Source organism: Mycobacterium sp., from assembly GCF_032162105.1.
Lineage (GTDB): Bacteria > Actinomycetota > Actinomycetes > Mycobacteriales > Mycobacteriaceae > Mycobacterium.
This window is the reverse complement of the sequence record NZ_JAVRPS010000151.1, coordinates 1-26,936: the sequence shown is the minus strand read 5'-3', so window position 1 is coordinate 26,936 and position 26,936 is coordinate 1. Positions and strand designations below refer to the sequence as shown.

Sequence of the window (26,936 nt, the reverse complement as noted above, 5' to 3'; positions counted from 1 at the left end):
CGCCCCAAGAGGGAAGCTGCTGAGCGTCTCGAACAGCGCGCCCTCCATGCCCGCGTTGACTACCGCACCCATGTCCTTGCCCTCGTTCAGCTGCAGGTCGAGCGCCGAGCCACCAAGGATGGAGAACCAGACGAAGGACACGAAGCTCGGGACCAGGATTACGTAGACCACGAACTCACGGATCGTCCGGCCTTTCGAGATCCGCGCGATGAACATGCCCACGAAGGGCGTCCAGGAGATCCACCAGGCCCAGTAGAAGATCGTCCAGTCCGACAGCCACGGTGCGGCCACCCCCGAGTCGAAGACACCGTCGCGGAAACTCATCGCAGGCAGATTCGTGAGGTAGCCGCCGAGCGACTCGGTGAAGGTACCCAGGATGAACACCGTAGGGCCGACGACGAACAGGAAGAGCGCCAACAACGCGGCGGCCACTGCGTTGGCGTTGGACAGCCACTTGACCCCGCGTTCGATCCCGCTGACCGCAGAGATGACGAAGCACGCCGTGAGGAACACGATCACCCCGACGGCCAGCAGCTTGGAGTCGCGGCCGGATCCGAAGATCTGGTCGATTCCCCCGGTGATCTGCAGCGCCCCCAGGCCGAGCGACGTCGCTGAGCCGAACAGGGTGGCGAAGATCGCGACGACGTCGATCGCCTTGCCAGGCGCCCGATCGACCCGGTTGCCCAATAGCGGCCGGAATGCCCCCGACACCAGGTTGCCGTTGCGCTTGCGGTAGGCGAAGTACCCGATTGACAGGCCGATCACGGCGTACATCGCCCAGGGATGGAAGCCCCAATGGAAGAAGGTGTACTCCATCGCGAGCTGCGCGGCGGCGGGCGTGCCGGGCTCGGCCATCCCCATCGGTGGGGCGTTCAGGTGGAACAGCGGCTCGGCCACGCCATAGAACATCAGGCCGATACCCATCCCCGTCGCGAACATCATCGACACCCAGGAGAACTTGGAGAACTCCGGCACGGAGTCATCGGGGCCTAGTTTGATGTTGCCGTACCTGCTCAGGGCCAAGTACGCAGAGAACAGCACGAACGCCGCGCTGGTCAGGATGAACAGCCAACCGAACGACCCGGTCACCCACGACATTGCCTTACCGGTGACGTCACCCATCTTCTCCGGCGCGGTCACGCCCCAGATCACGAAGGCGACGGCGAGGGCGGCGGACACCGCGAAGACGACGCGGTCCACCGGTGGGCCCTTTCGAGAACGCACCTCGCCGTCCGGGGCGTCCTCGGTGGACTCGGACACGCTGCTGGTCATGGCGAGGCTCCTCTGTCGCGGTGGGCTGCAATGTGTCGTGCATGTTGCGTATTGCACACCTCATCGCGCTATACGCAACAATTCATGTTCTGTATGTTGGGCGCTCGACACCGCGGAGTCAAGACCTGAGCGAACACTCGGGTGCACTGCCCGGACGCAGCCGAACACTCGCTGTTCGCCGGCCGGACACCGAATGTTTGTGGCGCCAACCGCTTACGCCCGGCGGGCTGCGACAGGATGGGCGACGTGACTTCAGATTTCACGGCAGACTTCGCCCTGCTCGACGTGCCTCGGGACGCGCCGCCGACGGATGCGGACGCGTACCTGCGGGCAGCGATCGCGTGGCACTTCGGCGCCGACACCGGTTCGACGTTCTGGTTGCAAGCGGCCAAGGGCCTCGACTTCGACCCGCTGACCGACGTCCGCACGTTCGCCGATCTGCGCCTGTTCCCCAACCTGGTCGACGAATTGCGCAGCGTGCCAGTCGAAGACCTCATCCCCCGCGGCTACGGAACACCGCTACCCATCCCCCGGATCTACGAATCCGGCGGCACGACGGGAGCCCCCAAGCGGACGGCGCAACTCCCCGACTGGGTCGAGCAGGTCACCCGCTGGCAGGTCGAGGACTTCACCGCAGGCGGCTTCGTGGAGGCCCGCGGGCTGCTGTGCATGATGCCGAGCGGCCCGCACGGCGTCGGCCACTTCGACCGCGAAGTCGCGGAGCGCCTCGGGTCGACGTTCCACCCGATCGACCTCGATCCACGCTGGGTGAAGAAACTCGCCGCCCGTGACGCGACCGCCGAGGTGGCCGCCTACGTCGACCACGTGGTCGAACAGGCGCGGTTCATCCTGGAGACGCAGTCCGTCGCCAACCTGCACGCCACACCCCCGCTGCTGGAGGCCATCGCGCGCGACGACGCCCTGGTGGACCTGGTGAACGAGAAGATCCGGTACATGCTGCTCAGCGGCGCACACGTCGACATGGACACCCTCGACGTGCTGCGCGACGTGTTCCCGCACACCGCCGTCGCCACGGTGTTCGGCAGCACCATGATCCTGTCGCAGGCGGCCACCCGGATCGCCGACGACGGATCGTTCGTATTCGACCCGAGGTCGCCCTACGTCGTGTTCTGGGTGATCGACCCCGAAACCGGCGAGCAGGTGGCCTACGGCGAGCGGGGCCAGGTGGTGATGAACCACGTCAGCAAGTGCATGTTCATTCCGAACAACCTGGAGCGCGACACCGCGATCCGGACACCTGGCCCGGCCGGACACGTCGGCGATTCGGTGAGCGAGGTCGCGCCCGTCGCCGTGTTCGGCGGTGAAGCCGTCATCGAAGGCGTGTACTGACCATGACGGGCGACCTCGTCGCGCTCGACGCCCTCGGTCCGAACGGTGAATACCCAACGCGCAAGCGCGAACTCATCTGTGACACCGGCGGTGCACCCGTCGCCGCGATGAGCCTGGTGCCGAGACTGTTCGTCACCCGCTCGATCAACGCCCAGCGCGCGGCGCGGCCGTTGCCGTTCGCCGACCGCGAGGCCGCGTTGGCCCGCGCCGCGGAGATCTTCGTGGCGTCGTCGATCGCCGGACTCGGCTTCGACGACTACGTCGGACTCACGTGCCGGGTCTCGGGCCTGCCGCTGGCCGTCGCCCGGGCGGGCGCTCGCGTGGTCGCCGACTCCCTGGCCACCACGTTCGACGCGGTATGGCCGGCCCGGCCGACCGGCGCGACGCTGGACTGGTTCGACCAACCCGACGGCGGCGCGGTATGGGCGCGCCGCGGTGAAGTGCTCGCCGTGCACGCACCCGGCAACGCCCTCGGTGTGCACGGCCTGTGGCCGCAGGCCCTCGCCCTGGGCTACCGGGTGGCGGTGCGGCCGTCGCGGCGGGAGCCGTTCACCGCCCACCGGCTCGTCACGGCGTTGCGCCGCGCCGGTTTTCGCGACGAGGACGCGCTGTTCCTGCCGACCGACCACGCCACCGCCGACGAACTCGTCCGCGCCGCGGACCTCGCGCTGGTGTACGGCGGTCAGGACGTCGCGGGCCGCTACGCCGACGACCCGACGGTGCTGGTGAACGGCCCTGGCCGGACCAAGATCGTGATCACCGCCGAGCAGGACTGGCGCGAACACCTCGACGTGATCGTCGACTCGATCGCCGGACTGGGCGGCATGGCGTGCGTGAACGCCACCGCCGTGCTCTACGAGGGTGACCCCGGCCCGCTCGCGGACGCCATCGCCGAGCGGCTGTCGGAGCTGAAGCCGCTGCCGAACGTCGACGAAAAGGCAACTCTCCCAACCACCCCCGTCGCCAACGCGCATGCTCTGGCGGAGTACCTCGCCCGCAAGGCCGTTGGCGCGGAGGCGGTGCTGGGCGCCGACCAGGTGGTCGCCGACCTCGGCGACGGCTACGCAGCACTGCGTCCGGCCGTGCACCTGCTGCGACGACCCGACGCCGACACCATCAACGTCGAGCTTCCGTTCCCCTGCGTGTGGGTGTCGGGCTGGGTTCGCGAGGACGGCCTGGCTCCCCTGCGGAATTCCCTGGTCATCACCGCCATCACCAGCGACGGCGGCCTGATCGACGGTTTGCTCGCCGAGCCGACGGTCACCAACGTCTACCGCGGCGCCATCCCCACACATTTTGCGGCGCCGCACATTCCGCATGACGGCTATCTCGCCGACTTCCTGATGCGCAACAAGGGTTTCGTGCGGCGGTGACCTGGGCCACGAAGAGGTGACCGCGTCGGCTGACGGCCACACCCGGTTCACTCGCACGTGTCCTGCCCGCCGACTGCGAGTCGAACGGGCGGTGTGGACTGGCAAGGTTCTGAAACTGCGACGGAGGAACCTGATGCCAGACCAAGACACCACCATCGATCAAGACACCACCATCGATGAAGCCGAGGCGACTGCGGAAGCCATCCGTTCGGAGCCGACCGAGGTCACCGTCGAGGTCGTCCACACCGAGGACGACCGTGCCGAGAACGACGGCGGAGCGCCGGAATCTACCCGCAACATCGTCATCCGCCACGTCCTGGAACGCCAGCTCGTCGCGGGCCAGGGGCTGAGCACCCAGCTCGTCGACGCGGCCACCGACGTGACGGTCGCCGTCGCCCACGCTCCGGCCGGCGTCGTCAGCGAGATCCGCGGCGGCGCAACGCTGCCGACGGCGTTCGCGCGCACGGGTACGTCCGTCCGCGAGGTCGTGGCCGATGCCGGCGGCCGGGTTCGCACCGCGGTCGGCGAGTACGTCGGCAACCAGGCCACCCTGCCCAACGCCGTCGTCGTCGGGGCCGCCGACGTCGCCGAGACCGTGTTGCGTGCTCAGGGCACCGTCACGGCGTCGGCGCTCAACGCCGCGTTCACGCTCGCCACGTCGGCCACGCAGGGCGAAGGCGTGCGGGAGGTCTTCGGCCGGGAACGCCGTGAGGTCGGTGCGACCGCTGACGCCGCACGTGAGCGCATCGGCGAATCGGTGAGCCGGGCACGTGACGAGATCCGGAGCCGCATCAAGGATTACGACGAGCTGGTCGAGGCGTTCTCCGACGAGGATTAGGCGCGCACAGCCACCGCACAGCATTGCATTCGCGGTGATCGCAACCGGGGTGATCGACGTCGCACGCCGGTAGCGTCCCGCCCGTGAACGAGGACTGGCTCGCCGTCATCGTCGGCCTGGCACTGCTGGCGCTGGTGCTCGCCGGCGCCATCTCTGGCGACGTGATCCCGTGACCGAACAGACGACCACCGAGGACGCCGAGGAACGCCCGGCGAGCACGCGACCCGTCCTGGGTCATGCGGTCGCAGGCATCCTCGTCGTCCTCGTCCTGGGTGCGGCGACCCGTTTCCTGGAGACCCAGGTGCCGCACTGGGCGGCAGGCACACCGTTGGCCAAGGTGGCCAAGTCGATCGAATTCCCCGTCTACGCAATCGCGTTGGGACTGATCGGCAACGCCGTGCTGACCAAACTGGCCGTCCGCGACGCGCTCTCGCACGGCTTCCGCACCGAGTTCTTCATCAAGACCGGCCTGGTGCTCCTCGGCGCGTCGATCAACCTCAAGGTGCTCGTCACCGCCGCCGGACCCGCGATCATCCAGGCGCTGCTGTTGATCTCGATCGTGTTCGGCTTCACCTGGTGGCTCGGCGGCCGTCTCGGCCTCGACGACAAGTTGCGCGCCCTGCTCGCCTCCGCGGTGTCGATCTGCGGGGTCAGCGCCGCGATCGCCGCGGCGGGCGCGGTGCAGGCCAAGCGCGAACAGCTGGCGTACGCCGCCTCCCTGGTCATCGCGTTCGCATTGCCGTCGATCTTCCTGCTGCCGTGGCTCGCCGACGTGTTGCACCTGTCGGACGCCGTGGCCGGCGCGTGGATCGGCGGCAACATCGACACCACCGCGGCCGTCGCGGCGGCCGGTGCGCTCGCCGGCGAGGACGCGCTGCAGATCGCCACCATCGTCAAGACCACCCAGAACGCGTTGATCGGCGTCGTCGCGATCGGCCTGACCGCTTATTTCGCCCTGAAGATCGAACGCAAATCGGCCGACGAAGCCCGGCCGTCCATCGGGGAGTTCTGGGCTCGCTTTCCGAAGTTCGTGCTCGGCTTCATCGCCGCATCGGTGATCGGCACCTTGTACCTGCAGTGGGTCGGCGACAAGAACGCCATCACAACCGTCAACGACCTGCGGACCTGGTTCCTGATCTTCGCGTTCGTCTCGATCGGCCTGGAGTTCAGCCTGAAAGGCCTCCGGGAAGCCGGCTGGCGACCGATCGCGCTGTTTGCGTCGGCCACGGTGGTCAACATCGTGGTGGCACTCGGTCTGGCCGCGGTGTTGTTCGGCAGCTTCACCATCGGTTAGCGATTACGCTCGGCCGCGTGCCTTCAACGTGGTCCCGGCGGAGTTTCCTGGCGATGGCCGCGGGCCTGGCGGTTACGGCCGCGGCCTGCAGTTCGGAGAAACCTGGCGTGGTAGCCAAGGACGGCTCCGTCACCATCAAGCACGCCTTCGGCGAGACCAAGATCCCGAGCCCGCCCAAGCGGGTGGTGAGCGCCGGCTACACCGACCAGGACGACCTGTTGGCGCTCGGCGTGGTGCCGGTCGCCGTGACGAACTGGTTCGGCGACCAACCGTTCGGCGTATGGCCTTGGGCGCTACCGAAACTCGGCACCGCGCAGCCGGTCGTGCTGGACCTGTCCAACGGCATCCAGGTCGACCAGATCGCCGCCCTAGAGCCCGATCTCATCGTCGCGACCAACGCAGGCATGGACGCCGATACCTACACCAAGCTGACGGCGATCGCCCCGACGGTCGCGCAGTCCGGTCAGGACGCCTTCTTCGAACCGTGGAAGGACCAGGCCGCCACCATCGGTCAGGCGGTGTTCAAGTACGACGAGATGCGCAAGCTCGTCTCCGACCTCGACGACAAATTCGTCAACGCGGGCAAGAACAACGCCTCGTTCAGCGGCAAGAAGGTGTTCGTGGTGCGCGGCGCGTTCATGGGGGACGCCCTCCAGATCACCCCGGCCGGTTGGCGCACCGACTTCCTGACCCAGATGGGGTTCGTCATCCCCGACGGCATCGACAACTACGTCAAGGGCGGCGAAGCGCTGGTCCCCCGCGACCGAGCGGCGTCGGTGCTGGACGAGGCCGACGCGCTGATCTGGACCACCGAGAGCGACGAGGAACACGCCGCCCTGCTGGCCGATCCGACGTTCGCCAAGTTGAAGGCGACGAAGACGAATCGCAACGTCCTCACCGGGAAGGATCTCGCCGGCGCCATCACCTTCGCCACCGTGCCGTCCTACGCCATGGTGGCCGACCAACTGCCACCGCTGATCAACAAGGTGCTCGCCTGAGAAGATGACCGGGTGACAGAACTCGTCGACGGCGACCGGCCCACCTTCGCCGAGGTCGGATCCGCCTACTATCCGATCCTCGTCGCGGTCTTCACGGCGCTGGTGATCATCTCAAACGTCACCGCCACCAAGGGCGTCGCATTCGGCCCGATCATCACCGACGGCGGCTTCATCGTGTTCCCGCTGACCTACGTGATCGGCGACGTGCTCTCCGAGGTCTACGGGTTCAGGGCCGCCCGCCGCGCGATCCTGCTGGGGTTCTCCATGAACATCCTGGCCGCGGCCGCGTTCTGGGTGACCATCTACCTCCCCGCTGCGGACTTCTACCCCAACCAGGCGGCGTTCGAGAACGTCGTGCACGCCTATACGCAGCTCATCATCGCGGGGCTGGCCGGGTTCATCGTCGGCCAAACCATCAACGCCTGGGTCGTCGTCGCGATCAAGGAGCGCACCAAGGAGAAGCACCTGTGGGCCCGGCTGGTCGGCTCGACCTTTGCCGGCCAGCTCGGCGACACACTGGTGTTCTGCAGCATCGCGGCCAGTGCCATCGGCATCACCAGTTTCAAGGACTTCGTCGTCTACACAGCGTTGGGGTGGCTGTACAAGACCGCGGTCGAGGTGGTCATGCTGCCCATCACCTACCGGGTGATCGCCTACATCAAGCGCCACGAACCGACCTATCAGCCCGCGTTATGAGCCTTTGCTAAGGCTCCTCTGGCGAGCTGTTAAGTCCCGGATAAATCTGGCTACTCGTGGGTAGCTTATGGGGATGACCGTGACGACGGAATCGATGGACGCGCTACTTCGAGGCACAGTCCATGACTACGGGGATCAGGCGCTGCTGCTCGAGTTCGACAGCACCGCCGAAGTTCTGGCGTGGAGCGACGCGCTGGCCGAGGCCGACCTGCTCGGCGTGCTCGACATCGTGCCCGCGTCGCGGACCGTGCTGCTCAAACTCGCGGGACCGCGCTACCAGGAACCGACCCGGCAGCGACTCGGCAAACTGCGCGTCGAGCACGTCACCGTCGAGGACGTCACCGCACCGATCGACCAACGGGCCGACGTCGAGCTCGAGGTCACCTACGACGGCGCCGACCTCGAAGAGGTGGCCCGAATCTCCGGGCTCACCCCCGACGAGGTGGTGGCCGCACACACCGCCGCCCCGCTGCGGGTCGGATTCGGCGGATTCGCACCGGGTTTCGCCTACCTCGTCGGCGGTGACGAGCGTCTGAACGTCCCGCGCCGGGCGGAGCCGCGGACCCGGGTACCCGCCGGGTCGGTGGGGCTGGCCGGCGAGTTCAGCGGGGTGTACCCACGCGAGTCACCCGGCGGCTGGCAGTTGATCGGGCACACCGACGCCGTGCTGTGGGACGTCGACCGAGATCCACCCGCCCTGCTGACCCCCGGCACGTGGGTTCAGTTCCGGGCGATCGGATAGGAGACCGTCATGAGCACGTTGGAGATCCTGAAGACCGGACCGCTGGCACTCGTCGAGGACCTCGGCAGGCCCGGCCTTGCGCGCATGGGCGTCACCCGCTCCGGGGCCGCCGACCGCCGCTCCCACACCCTGGCCAACCGTCTCGTCGCCAACCCCAACGACCGCGCCACCATCGAGGTGACGTTCGGCGGCTTCTCGGCGCGGGTCCGCGGTGACGACGTCGCGATTGCCGTGACCGGCGCCGACGCCGACCCCTCGGTCAACGGAGTCCCCTTCGGCACGAACAGCATTCAGTACGCCCATGACGGACAGGTGATCTCGTTGGGGTCTCCGCACTCCGGCCTGCGCAGCTACCTGGCGGTCCGCGGCGGCATCGACGTCGCACCGGTGCTCGGGTCGCGCAGCTACGACGTGATGTCGGCGATCGGTCCGCAGCCCCTGCGGGCCGGCGACGTGCTGCAGGTGGGCGATCACACCGACGACTTCCCCGAACTCGACCAGGCGCCGGTGGCCGCCATCGAGGACGACGTGCTCGAACTGATGGTGGTGCCCGGTCCGCGCGACGACTGGTTCACCAATCCCGACGTGCTGATCCGGACCAACTGGCTGGTCACCAACCGCAGCGACCGGGTCGGCATGCGGCTGGTCGGCATGCCGCTGGAGTACCGGTGGCCGGACCGCCAACTGCCGAGCGAGGGCGCGACCCGCGGAGCGATTCAAGTGCCGCCGAACGGATTTCCGGTAATTCTCGGCCCCGATCATCCGGTCACCGGCGGGTATCCGGTGATCGGCGTGGTGACCGACGACGACATCGACAAGATCGCACAGGTTCGGCCGGGCCAGACCGTTCGGCTGCACTGGTCGCGGCCGCGCCGCCCGATTGTGAACTGACCGCGACACAGCTGGGCTCACCCTGGTAGGAACGAGGTGTGCACACCCAGGAATATGGTGCTCCTCGCGTCCGCGGGGTCCACACCGCACGCCTGGTCCACACCTCAGATCTCGACGCCGAGACCCGTGAGGGTGCCCGCCGGATGGTCATCGACGCGTTCGGCGGCGGCGAGATCGACTTCACCGACGCCGACTGGGAACACTCGCTCGGCGGCATGCATGCCCTGATCTGCCATCACGGCACGTTGATCGCGCACGGTGCGGTGGTGCAGCGCCGGATGGTCTACCGGAACACCGCGCTGCGCTGTGGGTATCTCGAGGCGGTCGCGGTGCGGGAGGACTGGCGCGGTCAGGGGCTGGCGATGGCGGTGATGGATGCGCTCGAGCAGGTGCTGCGCGGCGCCTATCACCTCGGCGCGCTCAGTGCCTCGGAGGCGAGCAGGCCTCTGTACGTCTCGCGGGGGTGGCTGCCGTGGCTGGGCACGACGTCGGTGCTGGCGCCGACCGGGCTGACCCGCACGCCCGACGACGACCGGTCGTTGTTCGTCCTGCCGGTCGGTTTACCCGACGAGATGGAGCTCGACACCACCGACGAGATCACCTGTGACTGGCGTGACGGCGACGTCTGGTGAACCACTAGCCTCCCTCACAGACCCCCCGCCTCAGCCGTGAGGGGAAGTTCACCACCGGGTCACGCGCTGTCCGCCGCGACATGGTCTGGCAATGACCGGGTAACGGCTTGGAAACACCGACTGCATTCACTGTGAGGTATGGCTGAGCCCACCTGGGCACCGCTCACCGGGTTCCGTGTGGCGGTGACCTCCGCGCGACGCGCCGACGAACTGAGTGCCCTGCTGCAGCGTCGCGGCGCCACCGTGACCAGCGCCGCGGCCATCGCCATGGTCCCGCTGCCCGACGACGACGAGCTGCACCAGCACACCAAGGCCTTGATCGCCACCCCGCCGGACGTGGTGATCGCGACCACGGGCATCGGCCTGCGCGGCTGGATCGCCGCCGCCGACGGCTGGGGGCTGGCCAACGACCTGATCGAGGGGCTGGGCAAGGCCAGGGTCGTCTCCCGGGGGCCGAAGGCCACCGGCGCACTGCGGGCGGCCGGGCTGCCCGAGGAGTGGTCACCCGAATCCGAGTCCTCCCGCGAGGTGGTGCACTACCTGGTCGAAGGGGGCATCAAGGGGCTGCGGATCGCGGTGCAACTGCACGGCGCCACCGACGACTGGGACCCCTTCCCCGAGTTCCTCGATGAGCTGCGCGCGGCGGGCGCCGAGGTGGTGCCCATCCGCGTCTACCGCTGGCATCCCGCGCCCCGCGACGGCGCCTTCGACCAGCTGGTGGCTGGCATCGCCGACCGCAAGTTCGACGCCGTCAGCTTCACCTCGGCACCCGCCGTTGCGGCAATGCTGATGCGCGCCGTCGAACTGGGCCTCGAGGATCAGGTGCTGTCGGCGTTGCGGACCGACGTGCACGCCATGTGCGTGGGACCGGTGACCGCTCGGCCCCTGGTGCGCCTCGGGGTTCCGACGTCCGCGCCGGAGCGGATGCGGCTGGGCGCACTGGCCCGCCACATCACCGACGAACTGCCGCTGCTGCAGTCGCGGACTGTGAAGGTGGCCGGGCACGTGCTGGAGATCCGCGGCACCTGCGTGCTGGTCGACGGCGTGGTCAAGGAACTCTCGCCCGCGGGCATGGCGACCATCCGGGCGCTGGCCCACCGGCCCGGAACCGTGGTGGCCCGCCGCGACCTGCTCAACGCACTGCCGGGTTGCGGCACGGACACGCACGCCGTCGAGACCGCCGTGCTGCGGCTGCGAACGGCGCTGGGCGACAAGCAGATCGTGTCGACCGTCGTGAAACGCGGGTACCGGTTGGCCGTCGACGAGTTCCCCGTTGGCGTGGCGTGAATCCCATCCTGGTCGCGCACGGGACCCGCAAGACCCACGGCGTGACGATGATCGGCGACCTCGCCGACCGGGTCGGCGACGTGCTCGGCGCCCGGGTGCGCACCGCGTTCGTCGACGTGCTTGGACCGACGCCGGCCGAGGTGCTGCGGGCACTGCCCGGCCCCGCCGTGCTCGTCCCCGCCTTCCTGGCAGGCGGCTACCACGCTCGCACCGACATCCCTGCGCACGTCGCCGCCAGCCGCCATCCCGACGTCATCGTGACCGATCCACTCGGGCCATCCACCCAGCTGGTGCGCGTGATGACCGAGCGAATGATGGAATCCGGTTGGCGATCAACGGATTCCGTGGTCATGGCCGCGGCGGGCACCTCGGACCCTGGTGCGCAGCGCGACCTCCGCGCGACAGCCGCGCTGCTGTCGGCGGCGATCGGACAGCGCGTCGAATTGGCCTACGCGGCCACCGGGGGACCGCGCGTCGCCGATGCCGTCACCGCTCTGCGGGCCCGCGGCGCGCGGCGGGTGGTCGTCACGTCATATCTCTTGGCGGACGGGCTGTTTCAGGACCGTCTCCTGGCATCCGGCGCCGACGTGGTGACCGAGCCGCTTGGCACCCATCCCGGGGTCGTCCGGTTGATCGCGAGCCGGTTCCGCCGCGCCCGACTGCCGGTCGCCGCCTGACGGGCCTCCCCCGAAATCTGTCCTGGCGAGCGGACAATGGCGTCATGGACCGCGACACCGCGTTGGACACCTACCGGTACCTGCGCGGCGGCATCCCCGTCATGCTCGTCATGCTCGGCGCGGCGCTGATCATCGAACGCGCCGGAGCGACATGCTGGCAGACCTCCATCAGCGCGTACTACTTCACCTCGGCACAGGGCGTGTTCATCGGCGCGGTCTGCGCGATCGGCACACTCCTCATCGTCTACAAGGGCAGCAAGGACACCGAGGACATCCTGCTCAACCTGGCGGGAATCCTGGCGTTCGTCGTCGCGTTCGTGCCGACCTCGCGGCCCGTGCTGCTGTGCGGTGAATCAGCCGTGCCCGTCGGCGCCGTGACGGACGTCGCGGTCATCGGCAACGCGTGGGCGCTCGTCGTCGCGCTGGTGCTGGCCCGCGTCGCGTCGTGGTGGATGTACCGCCGCACCAGGACCGGGCGCACCCGCAGCCCGCTCGGCGAGGTCGCCACGTGGATCCAGCGGGCCGTCCTCGCGGTCGGCCTGCTGACGCTCGTCTTCGCTCCGCAGTGGTTCGTGGCGAATGCGCATGGCGTGGCCGCGGTGACGATGTTCGTCTCGTTCATCGGCACGGTGCTGATCAACGCTTTCCTGGCCGGGCGCCAGGACGAGGACAAGTGCCCGAACACGCGGACGTACCACCGCGTCTACCAGGTGATCTCGGTCGCCATGGTGCTGACGCTGATCGCCGCGGTGACCGTGCACCTACTCCTCGATGGCTTCAACCACGCGGTGCTCGTCGTCGAGGTCGCGCTGATCGTAGAGTTCGGCGCCTACTGGCTGGTGCAGACGGTCGAGCTGTGGAACACCTCGACCCGCGACGAACTCGTCGACGTCGACTGCCGGCCGGCCGAGAAACGCCTCCTGCGGGCGCTGTAGCGGTCACCGGAATGCCGGCATGATCTCGTTGGCGTAGGTGCCCAACTGGTAGCGGTGGACGTCGCCGTCCTCGTCGTCGGGCAGTGACTGGCCCCAGGTTTCGTAGATCAACCAGTCCAGGGCACCGCCACCGTAGACGTTCGCCACCTCGGCGATCTGATCGCGGACCTGGTCGGCGGTGCCGCACAGCAGGTGGCCGCTCTCGATCATCCGTTGCGTCAACGCCCGTGCACCGCCGAGGTCGAAGGGTGCGTTGGGGTCGTCGGCCTCGGTGCGGAACACCTCGGTGAACCGAAACTTCTGGAAGAAGTTCTGATACCAGAAGCCGTAGGTGCGGGCGGCGAAGTCGAACGCTTCCTCGTAGGTGTCGCCGAAGGCGATCTTCACGAGGACGCCGAAGTTCTCGCCGAGACGCAGATCTCGGCCGGCGTCGCGCGCGGTGTCGCGGTAGAGCTCGGCGGTGGCGCGCGCCCTTTCGCGGTTTCCCGCCGCGAAGACCAGCGTGCGTCCGTGCCGGGCGGAGTCGATCGCGGTCTGCGGTGAGAACGTGTTCGGGATGAAGACCCTGGGCTGGTGTAGGGGTTTCGGCACGACGCCGATCTCGCGGACCGTGCCGTCGGCGTCGACCTCGCCGGACCCACCGTATGCTCGCGTCCAGTCGGCGAGCGCCCAATCACGGATGCCGTCGGCAGGGTACGGCGCTTGGTAATACTCGCCGTGATGGTTGAAGGAGTCCTGCGTCCACGCCTTCTCGATGACCGAAAGGTAGTCGTTGAACCTGTCGCGATTTCGCTGATCGGACAACGGGTTCAGAGCTACGACGTTCTCGGACTGGGTCAAGGTCTGCATCCAGCGGGTCTGGTAACCGCGGGCGAACTGAACACCGGCCAACCGGCCAGGGAACATGTGCGTGAACAGAGCCAGGTCCTCGGCGACCCTGATCGGATCGTGCGACGTCACGACGACCGACATGGGCATGAACTGAAGCCGGGACGTGACAGCAGCCAATTTGGCATAGAACAGAAGGGGATTCGGCATCGACTCCCCACCTTCGGTTTGCAGGTGATGTTCGGTACTACCCAGACCGTCGAAGCCGAGTTCGTCGGCCAGCCGTGCCGTCTGCTCGTACTTGCGCAGCATGCGTTGGTAGAGCTCGACGTCGCGCGCGACAGGGCGACGCGAACTGCGTTCATCGGGAGTCACCGGGATGGCCGCGGTGCTCATCAGCATGGTCTTCATGAATCCTCCTGTACGAGTGGGTTGCTGGGGCCGAGATGCCAGGGCGATCGACGCCGATACCGTGGCTCCCACATCAGTCGGTAGACCAGCCGCAGTGGCGCAGGCACGATGGCCAACACCGTCGCTTGAACGTCGGCGGTCGTGCCGTCGAGTAGCCATGGGAAGAACCAGGCCGCACGGCTCACACCGACGCGGCGGCGCTGGTCGTCGCCGAACGCCTTCCACTCTGCCGCGGTGAGGGTCTCCCGTACGAGCGGCAAGGCGGCCGCCTCCTCGTGGTCGAGGTGCCCGGTCAAGATGGCGGCGAGATCGCCGAAGAGGACGACCAGGTGCGAGGCAGATCCCTGCGTCAGGATGTCGTCGATGTCGCGGAGCACGGGGTCGAGCTGGGAATGCTCGTCGGCCATTGCGTCGAGCAGGTGCGTTTCGTCGGCCCGGCCGCGGAGCTTCGCCCGCATCGGCGGCCACAACACCTCGTCTTCGGCGACGTGATGGATGGTCAGGTATCGACTGAACGTCGCCCAACCCGCGCGCAGTGCATTGCGGGTGGCCGGATCGTCGGCCCCTGCCGCCGCCGCTTGCATACGGGCCAGATCGCGTCGGAACGCGTTGTGTACCACAAACATCATCGTGACGTCGGGACGGTCCACGACGATCTCCTCTCGCCAATATTCTGGTACAGAATGTTCCATATCTATAGAACAGTGTGTACCACAGTTTGCTTTGGGGCAAGATGTTCCACGAGATGTGATCGTCGACCCATCGCGGAGGAACCGTTCAGTGAGCGACGCCCAGTCCCGGACGACGGGGGCCGCGCCGGATCGTGGCCCCGACCCGCGGGTGCTGAGGAGCCAAGAGGCCGCCCTGTCCGCCGTCCGGGAACTCCTCGCCGAGCAAGGCTGGACGGGCGTGACACACGTCGCCGTCGCTGCCCGCAGCGGCGTCGGCCGCACCACGCTGTACCGGCATTGGCCCGACGTCGCATCGCTCATCCACGACGCGATCGTCGAGCGGATCGGCCAGGCCAGGACCGCGCGGACGGGAGATCTGCGCGCCGACTTGATCAGCGAGCTGAACGGATTGCGACGCCTGCTCTATGACCCGGCGAGCGAGCGGACCATGCGCGCGGTGCTGGAACGCGCGCCGTTCGATCGCTCATTCGCGAAACTCAAGGAGACCCTCTACCTGTCAGGCTCTGCCGGGTTTCGGGCAATCCTGGAATCCGGCGCGAAAGACGGTGAACTGCAACCGGATATCGACGTCGACATGGCAATCGATCAGCTGGCCGGCCCCGTCATGTACCGGCGTCTGTTCGCCGGCCTCACCGTCGACAAGAAATACATCGAAACCATCGTCGACGGGGTATTGCGACTCCTGCGGACGGACTAGGCGTTCACACTGCGACCAGGGCCCAAAAGTGCGAGTGGCGCACACCTCACCGCAGAGTCGACGGGTGGCAGACGAGCTATGCGGCCACCTGCACGTCGCCGCCGGCGGTCAGCCGGGTCCGGTAGACGGGCAGCGTCACCGCGGCATCGTCCAGGCACTGACCGTCGTCGAAGGCGAAGGCCTGCTTCTTGATCGGCGTCTGCACGCAGGCGCGGCCCGACCGATCTCCGACGATTCCCCGGGACATCACCGCGGCGCCCGAGAAGGGGTCGATGTTGCCGATTGCCCGCAGCGACCCGTCGTCGAGCCGAAAGAGCGCCACCTGCGTCCCGTCGGCCAGCAGCACGCCAACGCCACGGCAGGGCACCAGGCGGTCGTAGCCGCATGCCGTCGTCCAGCCCGGGTCGTCCTGCAGCTCGAGGGCGTCGAGGTGCTCGAGAAGGGTCACGTGGTCTCCTGAAGGGGACGGAACTTGGGCATGCCGATGTCTGTCTTGCTCCTCACGTGCGCGTTCGGCACCTTGCGCCCGGAACGGTCGGTGAAGGCGACGGTGGGGTCGGCGACGTCTGGGGCGTTGACGAACGACACGAAGCGCGACAGCTTGTCGGGATCGTCGAGCACGCCCTTCCATTCGCAGGCGTAGCCGTCGACGTGGCGGGCTACCGCGTCCTCGAATTCTGCGGCAAGACCGAGCGAATCGTCACAGACGACCTCCCGAACATGCTCGAGCCCAAGCTGTTCCACCCATGGCGCGGTGCGCTGCAACCGGTCCGCAGTGCGGACGTAGAACATCAGGAAGCGGTCGATGTAGCGGACCAGCGTCTCGTCGTCGAGGTCGCTCGCGAGCAGCTCGGCGTGCCGTGGCGTCGCGCCGCCGTTGCCACCGACGTAGAGGTTCCAGCCGGTCTCGGTGGCGATCACGCCGACGTCCTTGCCACGCGCCTCCGCACACTCGCGGGCGCAGCCCGACACCCCCATCTTGATCTTGTGCGGGGCGCGCAGACCGCGGTAGCGCAGTTCGAGGTCGATCGCCATCTGCACCGAATCCTGCTGTCCGTAGCGGCACCAGTCGCTGCCGACGCAGCTCTTCACGGTCCGCAGTGCCTTGCCGTATGCGTGGCCGGATTCCATGCCACCGTCGACGAGGCGTCGCCAGATCTCCGGCAGCTCGTCGACCCTGGCGCCGAACATGTCGATTCGCTGGCCGCCGGTGATCTTCGTGTACAGGCCGAAGTCGCGGGCGATCTCGCCGATGAGGATCAGCTGTTCGGGGGTGATGTCGCCGCCGGGCACCCGCGGCACCACCGAGTAGCTGCCGTTCTTTTGGATGTTGGCGAGGAAATGGTCGTTGGAGTCCTGCAGGGAGGCCTGCTCGCCGTCGAGGATGTGGTCGCTGCTCGTCGAGGCCAGGATCGACGCGACGACGGGTTTGCAGATGTCGCAACCCATTCCGGTGCCGTGACGTGCGATGAGCCCCGAGAAGGTGCGCACCGAGGTGGCCGAGACGATCTCGAAGAGCTCGGCACGCGACACCGTGAAGTGTTCGCACAACGCCTTGGACTGCTCGACGCCCTCGGCCTCCAGAAGTTGTTTCAGCAACGGCACACAGGACCCGCACGACGTGCCCGCCTTGGTACAACTCTTCAAGGCGGGCACGTCCGCGCATCCGCCGGCGATCGCCTCGGTGAGATCACCCTTGGTGACGTTGTTGCAGGAGCAGATCTGCGCGTCGCCCGGCAGCGCGCCGACACCCAGTTGCGCGCCGCCCGAATCACTTCCGCTCGGCCCGATGATCGCCAGCGGGTCGCCTGGCAGACGTTCGCCGACCATCGGCCGCAGGACGCCGTAGGCCGAGGCGTCGCCCACCAGGATGCCGCCGAGCAGCGTGGCGGCGTCGTCGGACAGCACCAGCTTGGCGTAGGTCTGCTTGACCGCGTCGTTGATCACCACCTCGAGACAATCCGGCGTGGTGCCCATCGCGTCGCCGAAACTCGCCACGTCGACGCCGAGCAGTTTGAGCTTGGTCGACATGTCCGCCTCGCCGAACTCGGCGGCGCCGCCCATCAGCCGGTCGGCGACCACCTCGGCGCTGGTGTACCCGGGCCCAACCAGCCCGTAGCACCGCCCGTCGATCGCCGCCACCTCACCGATCGCGTAGACGTTGGGATCCACTGTGGCGCAAGATGAGTCGGTCAGCACGCCGCCACGGTCGGCGAGGGGTAGACCCGCCGACCTGGCCAGGTCGTCGCGCGGCCGCACACCGGCCGCGAAGACCACGACACCGGCGTCGATGAGCGTGCCGTCGCCGAGCAGCACCCGCACGTCGTCGCCGAGCCGTTCGATCGAGTCGGTGCCGACGTCGAGATGCACCGAGATGCCAAGGCCGCCGATCATCCGGCGCAGCAGCGCGGCACCGGCCTCGTCGAGCTGCTGGTTCATCAGGTGGGGTGCGCGCTCCACGATGTGCGCGTGCAAGCCGAACTGGCGCAACGCATTCGCGGCCTCCAAGCCGAGGAGCCCGCCGCCGATCACCACTCCGGCCCCGGTGCCCGCCGACACCGCACGCGTGGCGTCCGCGCGGATCGCGTCGAGGTCGTCCAGCGTGCGGTACACGTGGCAGTTCGGCAGGTCGTGTCCTGGCACGGGCGGCACGAAGGCATAGGAGCCGGTGGCCAGCACTAGCGCGTCGTAGGAGATGCACCGGCCCTGCGCCGTCGTCACGTGCTTGGCGGACCGGTCGATGTGGGTGACGCGGTCGCGCAGGGTCAGTTCGACGAGGTCGTCGTCCACGTACTCGTTGCCCGGCAGCGCGAGCAGGCCACGGTCCCAGTGTTCGGTGTAGCCGGTGAGCCCGACGCGGTCATAGGCGGCGTCGTCCTCCTCGGCGAGCACCGTGACGCTCCATTCGCCCGCCTCGTCGCGGGCCCGCAACGCCTCCACGAACCGGTGGCCGACCATGCCGTGGCCGACCAGGACGACGGTCTTCGCAGAACGCATGGCCGAAGGCTATGGAGCCGATATTGCCGACATGTCGCGTCGTGTGAAGCGCCCATCACGGTGTGCTCACGCGCCTTCGACGGGGATTGTGAGCCTTCAGATGTGGCCTGCGTTGGTCGGGGTGGTCGTGCCGTACGGGTTGTAGATGGTGGTCGACGTGGTCGTCTCCGTCGGCCCCGATTGGTCCTCCGTCGACGCCTCGGGCGGCGGACCCGACACCGCAGGTCCGGTCGGCTCGCTGGTCTGCACGCTCGGCACGGTGTATCTCGAGCTCGTCGACGCGGCCTTGCGCGACGTCGACGTGCTGGCCGCCGACATGTCGGGCAACGGCATGTCGCCCGGCCGCGACGAGCCGTCCGACACCTGCAGCACCGCGAAGACCAGCAGACCCACCAGGGCGACCGCGGCCGCTCCCGCGGCCCAGATCACGCCTGGGTGGTCATGCCAGTCCGGCCGCCCGTCCTCGTCCGTCACGGGCGGCATGCTAAACCGGCCAGTCGAACGGCCGGGAAACCTCTTAGCTCCAGCGCGCCAGGATCTCCTCCGCCCGGCCGGACAGGGCGCGCTGGAAGAACGGGCCGAAGCTGATCCGGCCGACGCCCAGAGGTCCGAACGACGCGGGGTCGTCCTGATCCGGCAGCGCGATCGCGTTGATCGGCAACGGCAGTTCGGAGGCGAGCCGCCGCTGGGTGTCCGCGTCGTGGCGGCCCACCGGATAGAGGCTGTCCGCGCCGGCCTCCGCCGCCAGCTTCAACCGGGCCACCGCCCGCTCGACGCGGTCCGCGTCGTCCCCGTCCTTGCGGACGAACAGATCCGTTCGGGCGTTGATCACCACGTGCACCCCGGCGGCGTCGGCGGCCTTGCGCAGTTCCCCCACTAGCGCGGCGTGCTCGTCTGCCGCGCGTAGCCGTTTGCCCTCCTTGTGCACGGTGTCCTCGATGTTCAGCCCCACCGCACCCGCCGCGAGCAGCCCGTCGATCAGCCGCTGCGGCGGTTCGCCGTAGCCGGATTCGATGTCGACCGAGATCGGCACGTCGACCGCGCCGGTGATCTGCGCGACTCGAGTGGTCAAGTCGTCGAACGACATCCCCTCGCCGTCGGACTTGCCGACCGAGTCGGCCACCGGATGACTGCCGACGGTGAGTGCGGCAAACCCCGCATCGACGGCTAACTTCGCCGACCAGGCGTCCCACACCGTCGGCAGAATCACCGGATCGCCGGGCACGTGCAGGGCCAGCAGCGCCGCGGCCCGTTCCTGAAGAACCTGCTTGGACAACTCTTCAACCTCCACTCTTGAACGTGACCGGTGTCACGCCGAACTGGGTGATGTGGCTAGCATCGATTGTCGTACTGTGATTCTTGACACCCTTCAGCTCAAGGAGGTCGATCTCTTGTCCACCACTACCGAACTCGCCCAGCTACACGAACTTATCGGTGGCTTGCGGCGGTGCGTGACCTCGCTGGCTTCACGCTACGGCGACACCCCGGCAATGCGCCGCATCGTCAACGACGCCGAGCGCATTCTCAACGACATCGACCGGCTCGACATCGACGCCGAGGAGCTGGAACTCGCCCGCGGGACGAGCGAGCACCACCATGTCGGCGAGAAGATCGCGATCCCGGACACGCAGTACGCCAGCGACTTCTGGCAGGACGCGGGCGACGAGGGCCTCGGCGGCCAGCGATGAGCGCTTGCGCGAACAGCAGACAGCTAGCGGTGAGCGCTGGCCGCACTACGAGTTAGGGCTCGCTAACTTCGTGTACCAGTCAGCGCTCCGCTAACGTCCACCTGGATTGGTCACGACCGAAATCGAGGAAACTCCGTGAGCGCACCCACTGCCGACCGCCCTGGCACCGGCGTCTTCTCGCCGACGCGTGCGGAGATTCCGCAGCGCACGCTGCGAACCGACCGGTGGTGGCAGTCGCCGCTGATCGTCGACCTCGGCTTCGCCGCGTTCGTGATCTACGCGACGGTGCGGGCGTTCCTTCAGAACAATTACTACGTCCCCGAATACCACTACCTGACACCGTTCTACTCGCCGTGCATCAGCACGGGGTGCACCCCGGAGGCCAGCCACTTCTGGCCGCAGATCCTGCCCGACGTGTGGTGGCTGCCCTACGCGGCGGCGTCACTGCCGTTCCTGCTGCTGTTCCGGTTGACCTGCTACTACTACCGCGGGGCGTACTACCGGTCGGTGTGGCAGTCGCCGACCGCATGCGCGGTGGCCGAACCGCACGCGAAGTACACCGGGGAGACCCGGCTCCCGCTGATCATCCAGAACACGCACCGGTACTTCTTCTACATCGCCGGGATCATCTCGGTGATCAACACCTACGACGCGATCGTGGCGTTCCATTCGCCGTCCGGCTTCGGATTCGGTTTGGGCAACGTCATTCTCGTCGTCAACGTCGTCATGCTGTGGATCTACACGTTGTCCTGCCACTCCTGCCGCCACGTGGTCGGCGGCAGGCTCAAGCACTTCTCCAAACACCCCTTCCGCTACTGGATGTGGGGGCAGGTGAGCCGGCTCAACACCCGACACAAGATGTACGCGTGGATCACGCTGGGCACGCTGATGCTTACTGACTTCTACGTCATGCTGGTCGCCAGCGGCACCATCTCCGACCTGAGATTCATTGGGTAGCAACGTAATTCATGACCGGATGTCACATAGACGAGTGAGGGTTTGATGGCTGAGTTGGATGCTCTTCGCGCAAGCGGCTCATCGCCGCTGGAGCGGCACGAGTACGACGTCGTCGTCATCGGTGCCGGCGGCGCAGGGCTTCGCGCGGTGATCGAGGCCCGCCAGCGTGGCCTGCGGGTCGCCGTGGTGACCAAGTCCCTGTTCGGCAAGGCGCACACCGTGATGGCAGAAGGTGGCTGCGCCGCCGCCATGAAGAACGCCAACGCCAAGGACACCTGGCAGATCCACTTCGCCGACACCATGCGCGGCGGCAAGTTCCTGAACAACTGGCGGATGGCCGAACTGCACGCGCAGGAGGCCCCGGACCGGGTGTGGGAGCTCGAGACCTACGGCGCGCTCTTCGACCGCACCAAGGACGGCCGGATCAGCCAGCGCAACTTCGGCGGCCACACCTACCCGCGACTGGCCCACGTCGGTGACCGCACCGGCCTGGAGATCATCCGCACCATGCAGCAGAAGATCGTCTCGCTGCAGCAGGAGGACAAGGCCGAACTCGGCGACTACGAGGCCAGGATCAAGGTCTTCCACGAATGCAGCGTCACCGAGCTGATCAAGGACGGCGACCGGATTGCAGGCGCGCTCGCCTACTTTCGCGAGACCGGAAACTTCATCCTGTTCGAAGCACCGGCGGTCGTGCTGGCCACCGGCGGCATCGGCAAGTCGTTCAAGGTGTCGTCGAACTCGTGGGAGTACACCGGCGACGGGCATGCGCTCGCACTGCGCGCGGGCGCCTCGCTGATCAACATGGAGTTCATCCAGTTCCACCCGACGGGGATGGTCTGGCCGCTGTCCGTGAAGGGCATCCTCGTCACCGAGGGCGTCCGCGGCGACGGCGGCGTGCTGAAGAACTCCGACGGCAAGCGCTTCATGTTCGACTACATCCCCTCGGTGTTCAAGGGCCAGTACGCCGAGACCGAGGAAGAAGCCGACCAGTGGCTCAAGGACAACGACTCCGCGCGCCGCACTCCTGACCTGCTTCCCCGCGACGAGGTGGCCCGCGCCATCAACTCCGAGGTCAAGGCCGGGCGCGGCAGCCCACACGGCGGCGTCTACCTCGACATCGCCTCGCGCATCCCGGTCGAGGAGATCAAGCGCAGGCTGCCCTCGATGTACCACCAGTTCATGGAGCTGGCCGAGGTCGACATCACCAAGGACGAGATGGAGGTCGGTCCGACCTGCCATTACGTCATGGGCGGCATCGAGGTCGATCCCGACACCGGTGCCGCGACCACGCCGGGGCTGTTCGCCGCAGGCGAGTGCTCGGGCGGCATGCACGGCTCCAACCGGCTCGGCGGCAACTCGCTGTCGGACCTGCTGGTGTTCGGCCGTCGCGCCGGCATGGGTGCCTCCGACTACGTGGTCAGCCTGAAGGATCGGCCGAAGGTCCTCGAGCACGCCGTCGACGCCGCGACCACGATGGCGCTGTCACCGTTCGACGAGCACCCCGACCCGGAGAACCCGTACACGCTGCACGCCGAACTTCAGCAGTCGATGAACGACCTGGTCGGCATCATCCGCAAGGAAGAAGAGATCCAGGCGGCGCTCGACAAGCTCGAAGAGCTCAAGGCGCGGGTGCACAACGTCACCGTCGAGGGCAACCGCTTCTTCAACCCCGGTTGGCACCTGGCCATCGACATGCGCAACATGCTGCTGGTCAGCGAATGCGTGGCCAAGGCGGCGCTGCAGCGCACCGAGAGCCGCGGCGGGCACACCCGCGACGACTACCCCGAGATGGACGCCCACTGGCGCAACACCCTGCTGGTGTGCCGCGCAGGTGGCGGCGATCCCATCGTCCCGGACGTGACGGTGACGCCCGAGCCGCAGACGCCCATGCGTGTCGACCTCCTCGGGTGCTTCGAGCTCTCCGAGCTGGAGAAGTACTACACCGACGCCGAACTAGCCGAACACCCGGAACGGAGCAGCTGAGATGGGTTCCACAGGGGCATATCAAGCGAGCATGCGGGTCTGGCGCGGCGACGACACGGGTGGCGCGCTGCAGGACTACACCGTCGAGGTGAACGAGGGCGAGGTCGTGCTCGACATCATCCACCGGATCCAGGCCACCCAGGCCGGCGATCTGGCGGTCCGATGGAACTGCAAGGCAGGCAAGTGCGGGTCCTGCTCGGCGGAGATCAACGGCCGTCCACGGTTGCTCTGCATGACGAGGATGTCGACGTTCGACGAGAACGAGACGGTCACCATCACCCCTTTGCGCGCGTTCCCCGTGATGCGCGACCTGGTCACCGACGTGTCCTTCAACTACACCAAGGCACGCGAGGTCCCGTCGTTCACGCCACCGAAGGACCTGCAACCGGGCGACTACCGGATGCAGCAGGTCGACGTGGAGCGGTCCCAGGAGTTCCGCAAGTGCATCGAGTGCTTCTTGTGCCAGAACACCTGCCACGTGGTGCGCGACCACGAGGAGAACAAGGAGGCGTTCGCCGGGCCGCGGTACCTGATGCGCGTCGCCGAACTCGACATGCATCCGCTCGACGTCCTCGATCGCAAGGACATGGCCCAGGAAGAGTTCGGGCTGGGCTACTGCAACATCACCAAGTGCTGCACCGAGGTCTGCCCCGAGCACATCAAGATCACCGACAACGCGCTGATCCCGATGAAGGAACGCGTGGCCGACCGGAAGTACGACCCCGTCGTCTGGCTCGGGAACAAGCTCTTCAGGAGGTAGCGCCCGACCGCGCTTCGCGAACGTGAACTGGCTGCGAGAATCCACGGATTTTCGCAGCCAGTTCACGTTGGAGGGGTGGGACGCGGACCAGACGCGGGTACGCTCGTCGGTGCAGCCAAGCCACGCCCATCAATGACGAAGGGGCCGACATGAGCACTGGAGAAACCCAGAGCGTCAACGACATTCGCACCGCGATCCGCGAACTCTCCGCACGCGCTGACCTGGCGCGCAAGGAGGGTAGGCCCGACGACGCGGCCGAGATCGAGCGGCGCATCGACGGCTATCGCGAGGAACTCGGCGCCAGGCCCTGACGCCGTAACCCACCGCACACCTTTCGCGAGATCCACCTTTTGCAGGCCGCTTCTCGAACTTCTCCTGCAAAACGTTCAGCTCACGAAGGTGCTTAGCCCGCGGTCAACCGTCCAAGCGGCGGAAGGTGCTGCGGTGAAAGACGATGGGCGCAACCTCGGGGTGCACAGTGATCTCCCTGACCCGCAGGACGACGATGCTGTGATCGCCCGCCGGGATCACCTGCTCGATGGCGCTCTCCAGCCACACGCTGGTGCCCTCGATGAATACCGCGCCGCTGACCCGGGACACCGTCTCCAGGCCGGCGAACCGGTCGCCCGTCTTCGCCGCCAGCGTCTTCACGGCGGCGTCGTGTGACTCGCCGAGCACGCTGATCCCGAGGGCGGGCAGATCTTTGAGCTTGGGCCACGTGGTGGACGTGTTCTGCACGCAGAAGGACACCAACGGCGGGTCCAACGAGACGGGGACGAACGTGCTCGCGGCGAGGCCGACGCGGATGCCCTCGACTTCCGCCGCGATCGCGATGACTCCCGATGGGAAGTGCCCGAATGCCTCGCGCAGGGAGGATGGGCTCAGATCTATGCCGCTCATAGCGACTCCATCTTCACACGAGATTCCATGCCTACGCCCGCCCGTACCCGTGGGCGGCCGCCACGTCGGGATGTGCCCGCAGCCTGCTCTTCCACGCATTGCGGCCGTAGATCGCGAAGATCTGTTCATTGGCCGGATCCGCAGTGACGCCGCGGGCTTGACCCGCGAGCTCCTTGGGCAGCGTCAACACCGGGATCTGCGCATCGAGTCGCGGGTTGAAGAAGTAGGGCACCGAGATGCGCTCCCGTGACGACAGCCTGACCCGGTGTTCGGTGGCGCGTAGATAGCCACCGCTGGCGACCTCGAGCATCTCGCCGATGTTGACGATGAACGCGCCGGGCTGCGGATCCACGTCGATCCACTCACCGCTGGTGTCACTTCCCGTCGCTTCGCTCGCCCCCGCCCCGCGCACCTGCAGGCCGCGGCTACCGGGCTCTGCCAGCAGCAGGGTGAGCACGCCCGCGTCGCGGTGCGCTCCGACGCCCTGTGGGGTGTCCGCCAGCGCGGGATAGCGGACGATCTTGATCAACGTCGCAGGGGTGTCTGCGAAGGCCTCGTCGAACACGTCGGCCGGGCTGTCCAGCGATGTGGCCCAGTGCCGCAACAACGTTCGCCCGACCTCGGCGAGCGCGGCGTCCCATTCTGCGACGACGGCGGGCAACTCGGGCAGCGCCGCCGGCCACTGGTTGGGGCCCTGCAGCCAGAGGTAGTCGGGGTTGGCCACGCCACCGATCGGAGTCCGCTGCGGCCCGATGTCGATCTGTTCGCGCCAGTCGGTCACGCCGCCGGTGAGTTCCCCGCCGAGGCGGGTGTAGCCGCGGAAGTGCGGGCTGTTGCGCATCGCGACCGCATCCTTGTCGGCCTGGGGCAGCGCGAACAGCCGCCGGGCCTCGGTGAGCAGACGGTCGACGAGGCGCTCGGAAACGCCGTGTCCGGTGAGGTAGAAGAAGCCGACCTCGTGGGCCACCGTCCGCAGCCGCTCCCGCAGTGCGGCGGGGTCGTCGCGGAGGTCGACCACCGGCAGGGCGGTCCGCACGGAGCTCACGTGGCCATGATGTCCGGAAACCTCAGCACCCGCCAGGGTCGCAATCGTCGTGAATGCAAGCGGCCGGATGTCGGTCGAACTGGAGCGGTAACCTGACGCTCATGCCCGCGCCGTCCCTCCTGTCCGTGCTGCGCGGCTAAGCGAAGCTCGACAAACCGTCGCCTCGTCATGTGGATCACACTCTTGTTGATGGCCGTTGCGGTCAGTCTGGAGCCGTTCCGGATCGCGATGACGGTGGTCATGATCAACCGACCCCGGCCGCTGCTCCAACTTCTCGCCTTCCTCGCCGGCGGCTTCGCGATGGGCATCGCGGTGGGCGCGGTCGTGCTGTTCCTGCTCCGGCCGGCGCTGGGGTCAGCCCATTTCACCCTGCCAAGGGTGCAGATCGTGGTCGGCGCGGTGCTGCTCGGCTACGCCGCAGTAGTGGCCGCGAGCGTGTTGAAGGGTCGGCGCGACGACGAAAATGCGGGCCGAGTCGAGCGAAGATCCGGGCCGCTCGCGACGCGCACTCGCCGACTGCTCAACGACCGCTCGCTGTGGACCGCGGGGGTCGCGGGCCTCGGCATCGCCCTGCCCTCCGTCGACTATCTCGCCGTGCTGGCACTCATCGTCGCCTCCGGCGCCGCGGCGAGCACCCAGGTCGGTGCCTTGCTGCTGTTCAACGTGGTGGCATTCGGGTTCGTGGAACTCCCGCTGGTCTCCTACCTGATCGCCCCGGACCGCACGCGCGCAACAATGTCGGCACTGCAGGACTGGGTGCGGAGGCGACGCCGCCGCGACGTCGCAGTGTTGCTGGCCGTGGTCGGTTGCGTGCTGCTCGGAGCGGGGTTGGCCGGATTGTAGCGTCGAGCCCGGCTTAGGCATCCAACCGGCTGAATTGATTCTGGCTGTACTGCTCGACGCAGGCGGCGCGCCGAATCTTGCCGCTAGTGGTGATGGGAATCGAACCTGGCGATACCAGAACAAGATCCCCGACGTTCAAGCCGTGCG

29 protein-coding genes are annotated in these 26,936 nt (G+C 67.6%); 19 read left to right on the top strand and 10 right to left on the bottom strand.

Annotated features, from left to right (window positions below; genetic code table 11):
* A partial coding sequence (locus QOC69_RS07545) for a BCCT family transporter (protein WP_526437943.1) occupies positions 1-1,272 on the bottom strand: 1,272 nt, incomplete at its 3' end.
* 246 nt (positions 1,273-1,518) lie between these two features.
* Here QOC69_RS07545 and QOC69_RS07540 point away from each other — a divergent pair.
* From QOC69_RS07540 to QOC69_RS07485, 12 genes are all read left to right on the top strand, one after another.
* Entirely contained in the window at positions 1,519-2,622 is a 1,104-nt protein-coding gene (locus tag QOC69_RS07540) for a phenylacetate--CoA ligase family protein (protein WP_526437941.1), read from the top strand.
* A 2-nt stretch (positions 2,623-2,624) separates the two neighbouring features.
* Positions 2,625-3,995 (top strand): aldehyde dehydrogenase family protein, encoded by a 1,371-nt coding sequence (locus tag QOC69_RS07535; protein ID WP_526437939.1) that lies wholly within the window; start codon positions 2,625-2,627, stop codon positions 3,993-3,995.
* Between the two features lie 133 nt (positions 3,996-4,128).
* The gene (locus QOC69_RS07530) at positions 4,129-4,833 is read left to right on the top strand and encodes a hypothetical protein (RefSeq protein ID WP_526437937.1); all 705 of its coding nucleotides are present in this window, start codon (positions 4,129-4,131) and stop codon (positions 4,831-4,833) included.
* A 169-nt stretch (positions 4,834-5,002) separates the two neighbouring features.
* Positions 5,003-6,127: a putative sulfate exporter family transporter gene (locus QOC69_RS07525; RefSeq protein ID WP_526437935.1), complete on the top strand. Its 1,125-nt coding sequence runs from the start codon at positions 5,003-5,005 to the stop codon at positions 6,125-6,127.
* A 17-nt stretch (positions 6,128-6,144) separates the two neighbouring features.
* A complete protein-coding gene (locus QOC69_RS07520) occupies positions 6,145-7,125 on the top strand; it encodes an ABC transporter substrate-binding protein (RefSeq protein ID WP_526437933.1) in 981 nt (326 codons plus the stop codon).
* Between the two features lie 12 nt (positions 7,126-7,137).
* Positions 7,138-7,821: a queuosine precursor transporter gene (locus QOC69_RS07515; RefSeq protein ID WP_526437931.1), complete on the top strand. Its 684-nt coding sequence runs from the start codon at positions 7,138-7,140 to the stop codon at positions 7,819-7,821.
* Positions 7,822-7,894: 73 nt separating this feature from the next.
* On the top strand, positions 7,895-8,563 hold the full coding sequence (locus QOC69_RS07510; RefSeq protein WP_526437929.1) for a 5-oxoprolinase subunit B family protein: 669 nt from the start codon (positions 7,895-7,897) through the stop codon (positions 8,561-8,563).
* Between the two features lie 9 nt (positions 8,564-8,572).
* Complete coding sequence (locus QOC69_RS07505) at positions 8,573-9,454, top strand: 5-oxoprolinase/urea amidolyase family protein (RefSeq protein ID WP_526437927.1); 882 nt, start codon at positions 8,573-8,575, stop codon at positions 9,452-9,454.
* Positions 9,455-9,492: 38 nt separating this feature from the next.
* Positions 9,493-10,086, top strand: coding sequence for a GNAT family N-acetyltransferase (locus tag QOC69_RS07500; protein WP_526437925.1), 594 nt, complete (start codon positions 9,493-9,495; stop codon positions 10,084-10,086).
* Positions 10,087-10,224: 138 nt separating this feature from the next.
* Entirely contained in the window at positions 10,225-11,373 is a 1,149-nt protein-coding gene (locus QOC69_RS07495) for a uroporphyrinogen-III synthase (RefSeq protein WP_526437923.1), read from the top strand.
* On the top strand, positions 11,370-12,050 hold the full coding sequence (locus QOC69_RS07490) for a sirohydrochlorin chelatase (RefSeq protein WP_526437921.1): 681 nt from the start codon (positions 11,370-11,372) through the stop codon (positions 12,048-12,050). Before QOC69_RS07495 ends, QOC69_RS07490 begins: the two co-directional genes overlap by 4 nt.
* A gap of 44 nt (positions 12,051-12,094) precedes the next feature.
* The gene (locus QOC69_RS07485; protein ID WP_526437919.1) at positions 12,095-12,985 is read left to right on the top strand and encodes a hypothetical protein; all 891 of its coding nucleotides are present in this window, start codon (positions 12,095-12,097) and stop codon (positions 12,983-12,985) included.
* 3 nt (positions 12,986-12,988) lie between these two features.
* Here QOC69_RS07485 and QOC69_RS07480 read toward each other — a convergent pair whose 3' ends face one another.
* On the bottom strand, positions 12,989-14,224 hold the full coding sequence (locus QOC69_RS07480) for an LLM class flavin-dependent oxidoreductase (protein ID WP_526437917.1): 1,236 nt from the start codon (positions 14,222-14,224) through the stop codon (positions 12,989-12,991).
* On the bottom strand, positions 14,221-14,874 hold the full coding sequence (locus QOC69_RS07475) for a hemerythrin domain-containing protein (RefSeq protein ID WP_526437915.1): 654 nt from the start codon (positions 14,872-14,874) through the stop codon (positions 14,221-14,223). Before QOC69_RS07475 ends, QOC69_RS07480 begins: the two co-directional genes overlap by 4 nt.
* 130 nt (positions 14,875-15,004) lie before the next feature.
* Here QOC69_RS07475 and QOC69_RS07470 point away from each other — a divergent pair, with 130 nt between their 5' ends.
* Entirely contained in the window at positions 15,005-15,613 is a 609-nt protein-coding gene (locus QOC69_RS07470) for a TetR/AcrR family transcriptional regulator (RefSeq protein ID WP_526437913.1), read from the top strand.
* 76 nt (positions 15,614-15,689) lie between these two features.
* Here the strand turns inward: QOC69_RS07470 and nirD are convergent, their stop codons facing one another.
* The 4 genes from nirD to QOC69_RS07450 form a co-directional block, all read right to left on the bottom strand.
* On the bottom strand, positions 15,690-16,061 hold the full coding sequence (nirD, locus tag QOC69_RS07465) for a nitrite reductase small subunit NirD (protein ID WP_526437911.1): 372 nt from the start codon (positions 16,059-16,061) through the stop codon (positions 15,690-15,692).
* On the bottom strand, positions 16,058-18,610 hold the full coding sequence (nirB, locus tag QOC69_RS07460; RefSeq protein WP_526437909.1) for a nitrite reductase large subunit NirB: 2,553 nt from the start codon (positions 18,608-18,610) through the stop codon (positions 16,058-16,060). The genes nirD and nirB overlap by 4 nt, the downstream gene beginning before the upstream one ends.
* 96 nt (positions 18,611-18,706) lie before the next feature.
* Positions 18,707-19,084, bottom strand: coding sequence for a hypothetical protein (locus QOC69_RS07455; RefSeq protein WP_526437907.1), 378 nt, complete (start codon positions 19,082-19,084; stop codon positions 18,707-18,709).
* A gap of 43 nt (positions 19,085-19,127) precedes the next feature.
* The gene (locus QOC69_RS07450) at positions 19,128-19,886 is read right to left on the bottom strand and encodes an isocitrate lyase/PEP mutase family protein (protein WP_526437905.1); all 759 of its coding nucleotides are present in this window, start codon (positions 19,884-19,886) and stop codon (positions 19,128-19,130) included.
* Between the two features lie 115 nt (positions 19,887-20,001).
* Between QOC69_RS07450 and QOC69_RS07445 the strand changes: the two genes are divergently transcribed.
* The 5 genes from QOC69_RS07445 to QOC69_RS07425 all read left to right on the top strand — a co-directional run bounded on the left by QOC69_RS07445 (position 20,002) and on the right by QOC69_RS07425 (position 24,312).
* On the top strand, positions 20,002-20,298 hold the full coding sequence (locus QOC69_RS07445) for an Rv0250c family protein (RefSeq protein WP_526437947.1): 297 nt from the start codon (positions 20,002-20,004) through the stop codon (positions 20,296-20,298).
* A 135-nt stretch (positions 20,299-20,433) separates the two neighbouring features.
* Entirely contained in the window at positions 20,434-21,255 is an 822-nt protein-coding gene (gene sdhC / locus QOC69_RS07440) for a succinate dehydrogenase subunit SdhC (RefSeq protein WP_526437903.1), read from the top strand.
* Positions 21,256-21,300: 45 nt separating this feature from the next.
* Positions 21,301-23,241, top strand: a complete 1,941-nt coding sequence (locus QOC69_RS07435; protein WP_526437901.1) for a fumarate reductase/succinate dehydrogenase flavoprotein subunit — start codon at positions 21,301-21,303, stop codon at positions 23,239-23,241.
* A gap of 1 nt (position 23,242) precedes the next feature.
* The gene (locus QOC69_RS07430) at positions 23,243-24,001 is read left to right on the top strand and encodes a succinate dehydrogenase/fumarate reductase iron-sulfur subunit (protein ID WP_526437899.1); all 759 of its coding nucleotides are present in this window, start codon (positions 23,243-23,245) and stop codon (positions 23,999-24,001) included.
* A gap of 149 nt (positions 24,002-24,150) precedes the next feature.
* Positions 24,151-24,312 carry a hypothetical protein gene (locus QOC69_RS07425; protein WP_526437897.1) on the top strand — a complete coding sequence of 54 codons (162 nt, stop codon included), beginning with the start codon at positions 24,151-24,153 and terminating at the stop codon, positions 24,310-24,312.
* Between the two features lie 103 nt (positions 24,313-24,415).
* Here the strand turns inward: QOC69_RS07425 and QOC69_RS07420 are convergent, their stop codons facing one another.
* Together QOC69_RS07420 and QOC69_RS07415 are read right to left on the bottom strand one after the other, a co-directional pair.
* Positions 24,416-24,901 carry a flavin reductase family protein gene (locus QOC69_RS07420; RefSeq protein WP_526437895.1) on the bottom strand — a complete coding sequence of 162 codons (486 nt, stop codon included), beginning with the start codon at positions 24,899-24,901 and terminating at the stop codon, positions 24,416-24,418.
* Positions 24,902-24,932: 31 nt separating this feature from the next.
* Positions 24,933-25,946: an isopenicillin N synthase family dioxygenase gene (locus QOC69_RS07415; protein ID WP_526437893.1), complete on the bottom strand. Its 1,014-nt coding sequence runs from the start codon at positions 25,944-25,946 to the stop codon at positions 24,933-24,935.
* A 168-nt stretch (positions 25,947-26,114) separates the two neighbouring features.
* Between QOC69_RS07415 and QOC69_RS07410 the strand changes: the two genes are divergently transcribed.
* Positions 26,115-26,789, top strand: coding sequence for a GAP family protein (locus QOC69_RS07410; protein ID WP_526437891.1), 675 nt, complete (start codon positions 26,115-26,117; stop codon positions 26,787-26,789).
* Between the two features lie 13 nt (positions 26,790-26,802).
* On the opposite strand, the gene QOC69_RS07405 is transcribed toward QOC69_RS07410, so the two are convergent.
* Positions 26,803-26,936, bottom strand: a 134-nt coding sequence (locus QOC69_RS07405) for a hypothetical protein (RefSeq protein ID WP_526437945.1), incomplete at its 5' end; no start/stop codon positions are given.